Origin of the sequence: Leeuwenhoekiella polynyae (assembly GCF_004104075.1) — a bacterium.
GTDB lineage: Bacteria > Bacteroidota > Bacteroidia > Flavobacteriales > Flavobacteriaceae > Leeuwenhoekiella > Leeuwenhoekiella polynyae.
The window spans coordinates 41,648-56,484 of record NZ_QOVK01000010.1 but is presented as its reverse complement, the minus strand read 5'-3'; the positions used below and the strand labels follow the sequence as shown (position 1 = coordinate 56,484).

The following is a 14,837-nucleotide window of genomic DNA, read 5'->3' as shown; positions in this document are numbered from 1 at the left end:
ATTTTTAGAAGTTATAGGTGAAGTTGGCTAATAAAGAGCGTTTATTTTGTGGGCTGATGGTTGACCAGCCTTTAAAATACTCTTTGTTTGAGATGTTGTCAAGCTTTAAGCTGATGCGGAAATTTGGCGTGCCATAAAAAACAGAAGCGTTAACAATAGTGTATTCCGGAAGGGTAAATGCTCCGCCCAGATTACGGTTAAAAATTTTATTCTCACTGGCATAATTACCTCCAAAACCAACACCAAAGCCTTCAAATTTTCCTGAAGTTAATTGATAGCTTGCCCATAAGTTAGCTAAGTTTTGAGGTCCTGCGCTTTCTGGGCGTAAGCCTACAAAGTCTGCATCACCTTCTGTAAGCTCACTATCATTATAGCTATAACCGGCAACAATGTTAAAACCATCTACAGGGTTGGCTACAAAACTCGCTTCAAAACCTTTGCTCTCCTGAGTCCCGTCTTGTGTGTAGAAATAATTGTTAGCATCTACATCTATACGTAAAGCACGGTCTTTAACCTTAATGTCATAATAACTCAAGGTCGCGCTAAGTCTACCTTTTAGAAGATTGAATTTTGTACCTGCTTCAAATTGATCGGCATGCTCAGGATCAAGAGCTCTGTTGCTAATTACCCCATCAGTTAATTCATCAACTGGCGCAACATTGCTAAAGCCATTCATATAATTGGCAAATACCGAAACCTTATTCAATATAGGCTGATACACCAAACCGAATTTAGGCGAAAGTGCAGTCTGTGTATGGTCTTCGTTACTAAAGTGGTCTATACGTAAGCTTGCCATTGCAGAAAGTTCTGGCAACACATTGATTACATCTGAAGCGTAAGCGCTAAATATTTCCTGTTCGGTTTTTGATGGATTGATGGTGCTGTTTGCGAGTAATGCATCTGTGCCAGCCTGAGTTAAAACTCCTGAATCGTCAGTATAGTTAGCAGGATCTGTGACTCCTAAAACCTCCTCATTAAACTCTTGCAGGTTATTACCAATATAGATATTTCCATTTGTGATATAAGGCGAGCTGTTGTTAATCACATTTGTGCGTAAATAATCAAGACCTACAACCATTCGGTTTCTAAGCGAACCTATTCTAAAATCACCTATAAAATTCTGTTGTATGTCTGTTGCAATAGTTTCAGAGTTTTGTTTGCTGATGTAGCGCGCTAAAAGAATACCTTCATCTAGTGTAGTAAATTGTGTCCCTTCATATAAATACGAGTAATACCCATCAGATTTTGAATTAGAGCGAGAGTATGCAGTTTGTGAAGTCCAGTGGTCACTTAGCTTATAATTCATTTGCCCTTGAAAACTATAAGTAGGGGTTTCTATATAAAGATCATTACTTGTATAGGAACGGTTGATGTCATAACCCAGTTCATCAATATTATTAACGCGTAGTTGCGCACCACGATCTAGAAACAGCATCATTTGGTTAGTGCTTTTCCCAGTATAGAACTCGGTGTTTATATTAAATGAAAGACGGTCATTTACTTCATAGGCTAGAGAAGGGGCAAAGAAAAAAGATTTTCTAAAACCTGCGTCCTGGTAGCTATTTTGCGTGTGATATGCAGTGTTTACACGCAATGCAATATTCTTTTCAGAACTTAGCATGGTATTTACATCTGCAGTAACACGATTTAAACCGTAGCTTCCTGAAGTGTAAGATACAGAGCCGCCAAAACCATAATACGGTTTTTTTGTAGTGATATTAATTAAACCTCCGTAAGAAACCAAACTGCTTCCATACAGCGTTCCAGAAGGGCCTTTAATGACTTCAATACTTTCCATGTTTGCCGGGTCAGGACTGCCGTTAGTAAGCGCTGGGAGTCCGTTAACCAGAGTAGGCTGTACAGCAAAACCGCGTAAAGCAAAATAGCCGGCTCCGTCGCTTCCTCTACCGGTAGATTCCCAAAGCTTATCAATTCCCGGAGCATTTTTTAGAGCATCGTCAAAATTCGTGACAATTTGTTCTTCAAGTAAACTAGAAGTAATTGTATTGTAAACCTGTGGATTTTCTATGTCAGCAAGTGGCATTTTAGAAACACTTATGCTTTTTTCTCTGGTAAACTTATTGTGTCTTTTACCATTTATACTTACAATTTCTAATTGCTCCTGATTTTGCTGAAGTTTGAAATTGCCAAGGTTTTGAGTTGTGTTTTTTGATGCTGTTATATCAACAGTTTTGTTTATAAAACCAACGTAAGAAATAATTAGTTTATGGCTTCCGGCAGGGATATTACTCAATGTGAAATTACCAGAGTTATCTGTAGTAGTTCCTAAAGTGGTCTGAGAAAGTTCTATAGTGGCTCCAGATAATGGTTGGTTATAAACGTCTGTTACAGAACCGGTCACTTTTATATTTTGAGCTGATAGGCTTAATGAAAAGCTAAGTACAACTAACACGCTAACTAGGGTACGCATCATTATTTAGATTAAATTAAAATAGATATTTTTTGCAAATGTACATGCGAGCTTTAAATTCACAAAGATTATTTAGACTTAATTTGGATAATAGATTTAAATATGTTGAATCATAATGCTTTAGACATATATTTTAACAATTTTTAATAAGGAATTGGCATTGAGCTGAGCTAATTGAATAATGTTTTAGTTTCATAATTTCTAAGTGAAGAATTAAGAACCACTACATTAATAGTATATTTAGAGATTACTAATTATAGGTTATGAATATTCAAGAAAAATATGTAGCTGATCCTAATCGCTATGATAGGATGCAATATCGGCGTTGTGGAAATAGTGGTGTAAAACTACCCATGATTGCTTTGGGTTTATGGCACAACTTTGGGGATGCAGCAGATTTAACTAACGGAAGATCTATATTAAGAACAGCCTTCGACAGCGGTATAACCCATTATGACCTTGCTAATAATTATGGGCCTCCTTATGGTTCAGCAGAAACTAACTTTGGACGAATTTTTAAAGAGGATTTTAAGCCGTACCGAGATGAACTTTTTATTTCTTCAAAAGCAGGTTATGATATGTGGCCGGGGCCTTATGGCAATTTTGGCTCTAGAAAATATCTAATTGCAAGCTGTGATCAGTCACTTAAACGCATGGGATTGGATTATGTAGATGTTTTTTATCATCACCGTCCAGACCCCGAAACTCCTCTTGAAGAAACTATGGGAGCATTAGATCATTTGGTGCGTTCAGGTAAAGCTTTATACGTGGGTATTTCTAATTATGATGCGCAACGTACTCGTGAATCTGCTGCGATTTTAAAAGATTTGGGAACTCCATTTCTTGTACATCAGCCTCGTTATAATATGTTTGATCGTTGGGTAGAAGGTGGTTTGCTTAATGCACTGGAAGATAACGGTATGGGTAGTGTGGTTTTTTCACCTTTACAGCAAGGTTTACTGACTAATAAATATCTTAAAGGGATTCCTGAAAATTCTCGTGCTGCGAATTCTATTTATTTGTCTGAAGATCGAATTACACCTGAAATTTTAAATAAAGTTGAGAAGCTTAATGCTTTGGCTGAAGAGCGTGAGCAAAGTTTGGCTCAAATGGCAATCGCCTGGCTTCTTAAAGATAAAAGGGTGACCTCTGTGCTTGTTGGAGTAAGCCGGGTATCTCAATTACAAGATAATATTGATGCATTAAATAATCTTGAATTTTCTGAGGAAGAACGAGTTGCTATTGAAGAAATCCTACAAAGTTGATTTTTATATTTTGTGTAATGCACTTTTGTAATACTATCTTATTTCTACCGACTTTAAGCTTAACTATTTTTTGATAAAAGTTCAGTTTATTTTAATACATCAATGCATTCCTATGCTTAGAATTATCTTTTCAATTTGCTTTATAAGCATTTTAAGTGTCTTTACTGCAAACGCGCAAGATGACTTGTTTGAGAAACCAGAAGCCCCTTCGGAGAAAAATATCTGGAACTATTTTACCTATGACATGGGGAATGTTTTTGGAGGTGTGGGGTATGCATACTCCAGACCTCTGCACTGGCAAGGCAACGATTTTTTAAGATTGGGAGGTGTTGCTGCGGGAACCACCGGACTCTTTTTATTAGATGATGAAATACGTCATAACTTTTTGAGTCATAAAGATGATGTACCAGATATTTTACTGGATTATGGGCGTTATGCGGGCGCTCCTCAAAATAATTATGGAATTACAGGGGCGATTTATCTTACCGGTCTAATCACTAAAAATGAAAAATTACGTCGCACCGGAGTTTTGATGATCTCTGCCGCTACAGCTGCAGGTTTTATACAACAAGTGAGTAAAACACTAGTAGGTCGTGCGCGTCCCGGAGCAGGTTTTGGCAATCATCATTTTAAGCCAAACGGAGGCTCTGCAGCCTATCGCTCATTTCCTTCGGGGCACGCGGTTTTGACGTTTACAACCGCATATACCATTTCTAAACAATTTGATAACAAATGGGTGAAAGGTGGTATCATCGCTGTTGGATTGATCCCCGGCCTTAGTAGAATTTACGAAGAAGCACACTGGGCTAGTGATGTTGCTTTAAGTTGGGCAATGAGTGCTTTTATCGTTGAAGCTATTGATAGATATCTGGATAAAAAATACGATAAGAAGTACAATGAAGATACAGGTATGGCTGCTGCAAGATCAGATTTTGAATGGAATCTTACTTTTGGCGGAAACCAGCTAGGTGTAGTTTTTCAATTCTAAATTTATTGGCTAGACCAAAGGGTTTAATACCCTGAAGCTAGCTTAGAAATAGAAAATTTGTTTTTAACGAATGCATTGTGGGCTTGCCGCGAGGTATTTCACCTAATTAAATAACAGCTTTTTAGCACTAAGCTCAGTTAGTCTTTAGTACTTTTAAACCCAATCAGTTTTAATCTTCCTCACCAACTTGAGCTCAAAACGAAATATATACGCCCGTTCGGGACTGTTTGCTAAGGCCATACTTTTTCTGGCAATTGGCATTGTGACAGCTATGGAAGCCTTTGGTCTGGGTGGCTTTAAAGCCGGAAGTTTTACGTTGATGAATGTTCTGGCGAAGCAAGAGTACGGTAAAGCGATTCTTATTCTTTGGGCAACTGGTCTTTTAGGGTATTTATATTGGAGGGTTTATGAGACTTTTGAAGATAATGAAGGTTATGGCACAAGTATAATCGGTATTGGGCAGCGCATTGGTTTTTGTTTTGGCGGTCTCGTTTATGGCTTTTTAGCTTTCAAAGCTATACAAGTTGCGTTTTTTTCTGATGGAATAGACTGGATAACCAATTCTAAATTCCAAGATTTATTGCATACGAGACTTGCTCAGATTGCTGTAGTAGGTGTGGGATTAGGAATGCTTGGAGCTACACTAAATGAATTTTACATATCAATTTCCGGAATATTTAAAAAGACGATAGAATACGATAAAATTCCGGTTGCATATCAAAAATGGGTCGTAGCTTGTGGTAGAATTGGGTATGCTGTAAGAGGGGTTACAGTTGGAATTGCAGCATTATTGCTTATGGATACAGCGTATACCAATCAGGATATTTCCAGCGCTAATAAAGAAGCTGCATTCTCTTTTATGCAATATGCATTTGGTAGTTTTATTTTAGGAATGATTGCCATAGGTTTTATTATCTATTCCTTTTATGTTTTTATCGAAGTGCGCTATCGGCGCATAGATATGGCACAAAATAAAACCCGATAGCTTTACCATCGGGTTTTGATTATCTTATTAAAAGCTGAATTACTTATTCAGCAGACTTTCATTAAACAATTTTAGAATACGTTTGTATTCATCAGTCCAGCTGCTCGGCTCTACAAAGCCGTGGCTTTCTACCGGATAGACTGCAAGTTCCCAATTGTCTTTACCCAGCTCAATTAAGCGTTGTGTAAGCCGCACTACATCTTGAAAATGTACATTGGTGTCTACCATACCGTGCTCAATTAATAAATCTCCTTTTAAACCTTCGGCGAAATAAATAGGCGAAGAGCGTTTGTAAGCGATAGGATCCTGAGACGGTTCGTTAAGAATGTTAGCTGTATATCCGTGGTTGTAATGTGCCCAGTCTGTCACCGAGCGTAAAGCAGCTCCTGCCTTAAAAGTTTCCGGTTCATTAAATAATGCCATGAGTGTGATAAAACCGCCATAGCTTCCTCCATAAATGCCTATTTTTTCCGGATCAATATCATAGTTTTCGATTAAATATTCTACTCCGTCAACCTGATCAGAAAGATCTTTTCCGCCCATATGGCGGTAAATACCGGTTCTCCAATCTCTACCATAACCTGAGCTTGCCCGGTAATCAATATCAATTACTGTGTAACCCAGATCAGTCAACATGTTGTTGAACATATATTCTCTAAAATAGGTTGACCACCACTTATGCGCATTTTGCAAATAACCGGCACCGTGAACAAAAACCACAGCGGCATTATTTTTTACCGAAGCTTCTGGTACATACAATCGCGCCGGAACCATAGCCCCATCATCTGCTTTAAAAGTTATGTTTTGTGGCACACGCCAGTCATAGGCTTTAAAAGCTTCAGATTGCCCTGAAGTAAGTTGCTGCGCGTCACTTTTTGAACCAGTTTTCTTAAAATACAATTCCCAGGGCTCATTGCTGAAAGAATTACGAATCGCCATATATTTCTCGTCAGGTGAAAGACTTACTTCGTTGTTTCCGGGTAGGTTGGTAAGTTTTTGCATTTTGCCCCCCATAAGCGGCATTTTGTAAAAATGACGTTCGCCGTGATCAACTTCTGAGGTCGTTAAAAACCAGGATTTTTTATCCTTAGACAAAAACGGATTAAAGACTTCATACTCACCTTCAGTTAAAGCTTTTTTTGTTCCGTTGTTTACATCTAAAACATATAAATGGGAGTAACCACTTGCCTCAGACTGAAAGTAAATATGCTTATTATCGGGTAACCAGCCAAGTGTTCCCCCACCAAAAGACCAACCAATTCCCGGGCCGGCAATCCAGGCCTCGTCCCGTTGACGGTCTAAGGTTTTAAGACTTCCGTCTTCCAGATTTAATAGGGCAATCCAGCGATCCTTGTTGTCTTTAGATCTGATGTTTACAAAGGCTTTACTGCCATCATCTGAGAAGGTGGCCTGAGAAACAATAACCTCACGCTCTTTTTCTTTCCATTCTTTATCCGGGTAATCTTTTGTATAATCGGGTAAATCTTTAATCCCCGGTAGCTTTGAGGTATCTATATAATATGCCGTGTCTTTTTTGATGTTGTAAACCGCGAGAGTCACTTCGGTTTTGTCATCACCTACTTTACTACGCGCCCGCAGATCTTCCGTATATCCACTGGCGTCAACATAGTTAGGTACATTGGTGCTTTCACCGCGATCACGTTTCATCAGCATCAGCGTTACAAAATCTGCTTTTGGAGCAACTTGTAAACCACTTACAGACCAATCTCCTGCATAAAACGTATAGGGTTCAGGATCTGCAGTCATCTCCCGATATGCTTTAGAAAGAGAATCTTGTTTTTCACGCTCGCGTACTATTTGTAAAAGACTAAGGTTTTCATCTTGCAACCATTTGTCTTTTTCAGAGCTTTTTTTCTCGCGTTCCTCCGGTGCTTTTTCTTCTTTGATTTGGGTTAGTTTTTCAATATTTCCGTCTTCAGTATCAAAGACATAAGCGTTGTTTTCAAATTCAAAAGCGATTTGATTTTCATTAGCTAAAAAGGTAGGATTCCCTAAAGGTCCCCCTAGATCAATGAGTTGTTGTGACCGATCTTTTTTTAGATCGTACACATAAAGCGCTCCGTCTTCAGTATATAATTTTTTAGTGTGATCTGCATTCCAGGTGCCATAAGGGCTGGTCATGTTTTTGCGTTCAGCAAGACTTACCTTTTCAATGTTTTCCAGATTGTTTACACTTAGTTTATACAAACTGTCTGAAGGATTTTTGTCAGGATTATAATCAAAATAAATAGTTTTACTCTGTGAGCCCCAGTTAATGCGCTCCGGAAAAGTTCCCATCCACTTGGGGTCTTGCATTATTTTTTCTACAGATAATGAGCTGGTCTGGGCAAAGAGGGCACAGTTACTCAGTACAAAAAAAGCGATGAGCATTAGGTGTAAAGATCTGTTCATAAAGGTGTCATTGAAATTTAAAAATCATCGGTAAGTTACAGAATTGTTACAGAATCTATTGATCACGATAATTTAAAAATGAGGCATATAATTTATAAACTTGCTAATGGGTAAGCACCCTTTTTATTTCGACTATATTTGCACTCATTCAGGAATTACAAGCTATGTCGTTTAAAAAATTAATAGAGCCTTTAAAAGATGCTGTACAGCGCAAAGGTTTTACAGCTCCACTACCTTTTCAGAAAAAGATCTTATCAAAAATAAAAGGGGGCATAAGCATGTTTGCAATCGCTCCAGAAGGTTTTGGTAAGACCACTACAATTGTTATCAGCACGATTCAGAAATTAAAAGGGAAGGCTTTTGAAGATGCGCCGCGCGTACTTATTTTTGTAAAAGACAAGCAAGCAGCTTTAGATCTTGAATCTGAATTTCACGGGTATACACAAGGGACTGATCTGCGTGTTTATTGTGCTTATGATGAAAAGAATATAGACGATCAGCGGGATGAGATTTATAACGGTACAGATATCGTTATTGCGACTCCAAAACGACTGAATAAAATTTTTTACTTAAACGGAATCAACCTGAATAAACTGCAAATGTGTATTATAGAAGATGCAGGATTCATTTTTAGAGACAGTAATCTAGCCGAAGTTACCCGCACTCCAGAAAGTATAGGTAAATGCCAGTATCTCATTTTTGCAGAAAAATTTGATACGCGTTTTGAGCGGTGGTTAGATAGTTTTATGTTTAATGCAGAGATCATTAAATCATAAAAGTTATTTTTTAATATCCTCTAAAAACAAAAAAGCCTCACCAGTAAAGGTAAAGCTTCTCAAAGGTTTCACTACAAAACCAGTTTCCGAATCACTTCGGAAACAACACAACTTCTTTATAAAGATACAGCTGAAGGCTGCGGTTATTTCTTAATGATTAGACAAAAATAGCATTAGTTTTTTGATTTTGATTATATAATTCAAAAATTTAAGGCTTCAAGTCTATCAAAGCGTAAACCGGTAAATGGTCTGAAGCGTAATGTAAATCTTTAGAATCGCTCAGCGTTGCGTGCTTAAGGACTTTAGAAGAATTTGTTTTTTTCTGAAAAATATAATCTATTCTTTTGGTAACCGGTTCATTGAATTTGAAGCCATTAAAAGTACCCGTTGGACCAAAAGATCCGTTAGGGGCAAGTTCAAAAGTATCATCTAATTCGGTTTTTAAAACAGCGATAGGAGTACTGTCTGGTTCTAGATTTAAGTCTCCCATTACAAATGCCGGATAGTTTTTAGTGTTGAGTTCGTTTATTTTTTTAAGAATAAGCGCAGCTGCATTTTTACGCGCTTCAATACCTACGTGGTCAAAATGCGTGTTGAAAACATAAAACTTTTCACCAGATTTTTTATCCTTAAAAAGAGCATAAGTGCAAATACGCGGTAATGCAGCATCCCATCCGGTTGATATTTTTTCTGGTGTTTCAGATAACCAGAATGTATCTTGATCTAATTCTTTTACTGTTGAAGCATTGTAAAAAATCGCAGAGAATTCCCCTTTGTTTTTTCCTTCTCTACCCACACCCACGTGTTTATAACCGGTAAGATTATTAGTTAAATAATCCATTTGTTCAGGTAAAGCCTCTTGTACTCCCATTACATCTGGAGCATAAAATAAAACCTGATCGGCTAAAAATTCTTTGCGCTTACTCCACGCGTCAGCACCGTCAGATTCGGTAGCCATTCTGATGTTGTAGGTCATTAAACCCACTTCTTGTGCGTTGAGTAAATTCAGGCAAAAAAACAGACTTAATAAAGAGAAAAATGATTTCATATTTTAAATTGAATTTATAGCGAAATTAAAACAAATGTCCTCATTAAACAGAGAAGAAGTACAAGTTATGAGAATATTAAATACTACTGTATAGGCGTGCCACGCAAACGTTCAAAATTCTTATATTCACGAGCAACACGCTCAGGGGATGCTTGTTCAAATTCTTTGGCATTAACGCCATAAGCTTCCTGTACAGAATCTAGTTTTTTATGTAAACTTTCAATAATATCTTTATAGGCAGGATCATCAATTTTATTTGCCAATTCCTTAGGGTCGCTCTCCAAATCGTAAAACTCCCACTCGTCAATATCGTCATAAAAATGCATCAGCTTATACCTTTTGGTACTGATTCCATAGTGTTTTTTTACCATATGAAATGCAGGAAAATCATAATAGTGATAGTATAATACCTCTCTGAAATTGTCATCAGAAATTTGTTGCTCAAATACCGGTCGCAGGCTTTGTCCCTGCATATCGGTAGCTAAAGAATCACCTTGTGCATAATCTAAAAAGGTTTGTGCAAAATCAAGATTTTGAACCAAAGCATCGCTGTGGCTTCCGGCTTTTATGGCTTTGGGATATTGAATCAGAAGCGGTGTGCGATAAGATTCTTCATACATAAAACGCTTATCAAAAAATCCTTTTTCGCCCAGATAAAATCCCTGATCTGAAGTGTAAACCACAATCGTATTTTCATTCAGATTGTGAGCTTCGAGATAATCTAGAATATTTCCTACGCCTTCATCAACTGCTGCAATGGTTGCCATATAATCGCGCAGGTAGCGCTGGCCTTTCCATTCATCAAGGGCTCTGCCGTGTAGATTGGCCTTATGAAAAGCATCATTTTTAGGTTGATAGGCTTTATCCCACGCCGTACGTTGCTCAGGAGTCATACGTTCAAAATCTGTAGTCCATGGATTGTGAGCCAGTTCCGGGCTACCTAAACCTTTAGTCATTTTTAAATCATGACCTTCATACATATCTTTATAAATAGTCTGTAATTGCTCTTTTGAAGCTTTCGAACCATCGTGATCTGTAAAATAGCTTTCCGGTAACGAAAAATTAATAGAGTCGTACTTGTTTGTGTGCCGCAATGCCGGCATCCAGTTGCGGTGTGGAGCTTTGTGATGCACCATCATGAAAAAAGGCTTGGTCGTGTCTCGCTGTTTTTCTAGCCAGTTTATTGCGTCTTTGGTGATAATATCTGTGGCATAACCTTCTATTCTAGAAGTGTCACCGGCTTTAATGAAGTCTGGATTGTAGTAATTTCCCTGATCTTTTATAATATTCCAGTAATCAAAACCTTGTGGATATCCATGTAAGTGCCATTTCCCTAAAATAGCCGTTGTATATCCAAGTTTTTTTAATTTTTTAGGAAGCGTAGGTTGATCGCCATTAAAACGATCGCCGTTTTGACGAAACCCATTAATATGACTGTGTTTACCAGTAAGAATTACCGCTCGGCTCGGTCCGCAAATGGAGTTGGTTACATAAGCCCGGTCCATTCGTATCCCGTTGCTGGCAATGCGGTCGATGTGGGGAGTAGGCGCCAACTGGCTTATCGGATGCCCATATGCACTGATGGCCTGAAATGCGTGATCATCAGACATGATAAATACAATATTGGGACGTTGCTGTTCAGTTTCAGAAGTAGATTCTTCTTCTTTGGTTTCGGTTTTACAAGCTATTAATACTGAAACAGTAAAAAATACCAAAAGAAGCTTTTTCATAATATCATTTTTTTTCAACCTGCTCTTCACGCTGAATCAATTCATTTTGATTGATTACCGCGTTTAAGAAAGAAGCAATTTCATGAACATAGGCATACCCAAGATTTGCCCAATCGTGATTGCCTTGAGGTGCTGTTAATAGGGTATAAGAAGCATTGAGATTTTTAAGCTTTGCAGCGATAAATGCATCGCCGTCAAGCGGAAGAAATCCTGGGGTGTTAAAAGCACAAAAATGATGTGGCTGGCTACCATAAGGCACTAAGTTATCTGCATCACCGTGAATGAAAAACCCGGGTACTGCATTGTCTTTTGTAATGTAGCGCGCGTCTACAACTGCACCGGCTAGTGAAACTACAGCCGCAATTTTAGGATATTCTCCTAGATTTTTAAAATCTGGATGATGGGTCATATAAGCGGTATTTAAAATACCTTCTGCACCAGCACTACTACCTGCAAGAATAATTTTTTCAGTATCAAAATTGAACTCAGGATTAGACTTCAAATAAGCTATTGCGTTAAGAATATCTGCTGTTGTTTGTTTAAACGTATCTATCTTTTCTGAAGCAGGGCATGCACAACCAAAACCGGTTGGCTTGCCTTTACGCGTAAGCTTGTAACTCATAGACACCACGGCATAACCTTTTGTAGCCATTGCCTGAGCAAATTGAACTTCCATAGGGTTGTCGCGTTTTCCGCCACTAAAACCACCACCATGAACGAGAATTACTAGCGGTCTGGTCTCATCTGTTTTATTCTCTTTTGCCGTGTAAAAATCAAGTTTGAGTGTATCTGTATACGTATGTGTAGATTTAACCAGATCGGCATAGATTTGTCCTACGTATTTTTCTTGTGCCTGTGTCGAAAGGCTAATAAATACAAATAAAAAAAGAATACTGATCTGGCGTTTCATCCCGGCTAATAGTTTAGTTTAATACAAAAGTTTCTTTTAAGGAAGCATTGCTGTTTCCACCTACGAAAACTTCAAATTCTCCCGGCTCTGCTATGAAATCAAGCGATGCGTTATAGAATTTTAAATCGTCGGCTTTTAAAGTTAGGGTAACTGTTTTAGTCTCTCCTTTCTTTATAAATACTTTATGAAAACCTTTAAGGGTGCGCATAGGAGGTGCAAGACTGCGTACTACATCGTGTAGGTATAATTGCACCACTTCTTCACCATCATAATCTCCGGTATTGGTGACCTCTACAGTTGCGGTAAGGTCATCGCCTTGCTCGATTTGAGTAGCATTCAATTTTAAGTTTTTATATTCAAAAGTGGTGTAGCTCAGGCCGTATCCAAATGCTAAAGCAGGCGCATTAGGCGCATCTAAATATTGTGATTTAAATTTTTGAAATGCTGTGGAAGGAGCCGGGCGACCAGTTGTTTTCATACTGTGGTAAACCGGAATTTGCCCAACGTTCTGTGGCCAGCTGGCGGTTAATTTCCCTGATGGATTGTAATCGCCAAAAAGAACATCTGCAACGGCGTTACCGGCTTCAATACCCGGATGCCAAACTTGTAAAATACTTATAGGAAGCTGAAGCTCATCTGTAATCACCAGTGGCCGACCGCTCATTAAAACAAGAACGACCGGCTTACCGGTTTCAACCAACTTTTTTATCATTAATTTCTGGCTATCTGGAATAGAAATATTAGTGCGGCTTGAAGATTCTCCACTCATCTCTGTAGCTTCACCAACTACAGCAACTATAACATCTGCATTTTTTGTAGTGTTTAAAGCATTTTCTAATAAAGCATCCGGAGTTTCTTCAGAGATTTCAATACGCGGTCCAAAAACGTTTATTTTTTTCGCGTATGCGGTATCGTTAGAAATATTGGCCCCTTTTGCGTATGTGATTTGTGCATCTGGCGCAACGTTTTTCAATCCTTCTAAAATAGGAATTGAAAGCTGAGGATCTCCGGTAGGAGCCCAGGTTCCTAACATATTATTTTTATTATTCGCCAAAGGACCCACCAAAGCGATCTTTGCATTTTTTGCTAACGGAAGGATGTTTTTTTCATTCTTCAGCAACACAAATGATTTACGAGCTGCTTCACGAGCAACTTCTTTATTTGCAACGGTTAGAATATCGCGTTTTGGTCTTTTGCTATCTGAATATTTGTAAGGATTTTCAAATAACCCCAGTTTGTATTTAGCCTCCAAAATACGGCGGCAAGCGTTTGTAATGGTTTCTTCGGTTACTTTGCCTTCATCAACCGATTTGTTTAACGTGGTTAAAAAGCCTTCACCCACCATATCCATATCCAAACCGGCATTGATAGCAAGTGCAGAAACGGCTTGTAAATCACCCATTCCGTGCGCGATCATCTCATTAACAGAAGTATAATCTGAAACGACAAAGCCATCAAATCCCCAACGGTCACGCAATAGACTAGTCAATAACCATTTATTACCACTCGCAGGAACACCATCTACGTCATTAAACGAACTCATCACACTCTCGGCACCGGCATCAATTGCTGCTTTGTACGGCGGTAAATATTCGTTGAACATTTTAGTACGGCTCATATCGGTCGTGTTGTAATCGCGGCCGCCTTCCGCAGCACCATATAGTGCAAAATGTTTTACGGTAGCAATCATGGTGTTTTCTTCGGTAAGATCGTTTTGCTGATAACCGGTTACCATCGCTTTTGCGATTGCAGATCCTAAATACGGGTCTTCACCGGCTCCTTCAGAAATACGTCCCCAGCGTGGATCACGGGCGATATCTACCATTGGAGAAAAGTTCCAGTTTATACCGTCTGCAGTAGCTTCTTTAGCTGCAATCTGCGCGGTTTTCTCAATCAATTCCATATCCCAACTGCTCGATAATCCTAACGGAATCGGGAAAGTAGTTTTGTACCCGTGAATGATATCAGATCCTATTAAAAGCGGAATTCCCAAGCGGGTTTTTTTAACCGCGATCTCTTGCGCCTGTCTGATTTTATCAGGGCCCGTAACACCGAATAAACCACCAACATTCCCGGCTTTAATTTTTTCTTCTACATTTTTACTCACCACAGAACCGGTAGCAACACCACCACCCGGAGTCAATAAATTAAGCTGACCTATTTTTTCTTCAAGGGTCATTTTTTTGAGTAGGGTTTCTACTTCAGGAATAGGCGCTCTATTTTGAGCAAACGTACTGCTGATGCATAGTATAGTTGCAAGTAGAACGAGTCTGTTGAGTATATTTTTCATAG

The 14,837-nt window shown here is 38.6% G+C and carries 10 protein-coding genes; 4 read left to right on the top strand and 6 right to left on the bottom strand.

Features of this window, described 5'->3' with window-relative positions:
* Positions 1-4: 4 nt before the first annotated feature.
* A complete protein-coding gene (locus DSM02_RS11840) occupies positions 5-2,431 on the bottom strand; it encodes a TonB-dependent receptor (protein ID WP_128765903.1) in 2,427 nt (808 codons plus the stop codon).
* Positions 2,432-2,694: 263 nt separating this feature from the next.
* Here DSM02_RS11840 and mgrA point away from each other — a divergent pair, with 263 nt between their 5' ends.
* The 3 genes from mgrA to DSM02_RS11825 all read left to right on the top strand — a co-directional run bounded on the left by mgrA (position 2,695) and on the right by DSM02_RS11825 (position 5,669).
* Entirely contained in the window at positions 2,695-3,696 is a 1,002-nt protein-coding gene (mgrA, locus tag DSM02_RS11835) for an L-glyceraldehyde 3-phosphate reductase (protein WP_128765835.1), read from the top strand.
* Between the two features lie 112 nt (positions 3,697-3,808).
* Complete coding sequence (locus DSM02_RS11830) at positions 3,809-4,684, top strand: phosphatase PAP2 family protein (RefSeq protein WP_240674045.1); 876 nt, start codon at positions 3,809-3,811, stop codon at positions 4,682-4,684.
* Between the two features lie 187 nt (positions 4,685-4,871).
* On the top strand, positions 4,872-5,669 hold the full coding sequence (locus DSM02_RS11825; protein WP_128765834.1) for a DUF1206 domain-containing protein: 798 nt from the start codon (positions 4,872-4,874) through the stop codon (positions 5,667-5,669).
* Positions 5,670-5,708: 39 nt separating this feature from the next.
* On the opposite strand, the gene DSM02_RS11820 is transcribed toward DSM02_RS11825, so the two are convergent.
* Complete coding sequence (locus tag DSM02_RS11820; protein ID WP_128765833.1) at positions 5,709-8,081, bottom strand: S9 family peptidase; 2,373 nt, start codon at positions 8,079-8,081, stop codon at positions 5,709-5,711.
* A 164-nt stretch (positions 8,082-8,245) separates the two neighbouring features.
* Between DSM02_RS11820 and DSM02_RS11815 the strand changes: the two genes are divergently transcribed.
* The gene (locus DSM02_RS11815; RefSeq protein WP_128765832.1) at positions 8,246-8,857 is read left to right on the top strand and encodes a DEAD/DEAH box helicase; all 612 of its coding nucleotides are present in this window, start codon (positions 8,246-8,248) and stop codon (positions 8,855-8,857) included.
* A 208-nt stretch (positions 8,858-9,065) separates the two neighbouring features.
* Here DSM02_RS11815 and DSM02_RS11810 read toward each other — a convergent pair whose 3' ends face one another.
* From DSM02_RS11810 to bglX, 4 genes are all read right to left on the bottom strand, one after another.
* Positions 9,066-9,905, bottom strand: a complete 840-nt coding sequence (locus DSM02_RS11810; RefSeq protein ID WP_128765831.1) for an endonuclease/exonuclease/phosphatase family protein — start codon at positions 9,903-9,905, stop codon at positions 9,066-9,068.
* 83 nt (positions 9,906-9,988) lie between these two features.
* Entirely contained in the window at positions 9,989-11,635 is a 1,647-nt protein-coding gene (locus DSM02_RS11805; RefSeq protein ID WP_128765830.1) for a sulfatase family protein, read from the bottom strand.
* A 4-nt stretch (positions 11,636-11,639) separates the two neighbouring features.
* Positions 11,640-12,545, bottom strand: coding sequence for an alpha/beta hydrolase (locus DSM02_RS11800; RefSeq protein ID WP_128765829.1), 906 nt, complete (start codon positions 12,543-12,545; stop codon positions 11,640-11,642).
* A 13-nt stretch (positions 12,546-12,558) separates the two neighbouring features.
* A complete protein-coding gene (bglX, locus tag DSM02_RS11795) occupies positions 12,559-14,835 on the bottom strand; it encodes a beta-glucosidase BglX (protein WP_128765828.1) in 2,277 nt (758 codons plus the stop codon).
* Positions 14,836-14,837: the final 2 nt, after the last annotated feature.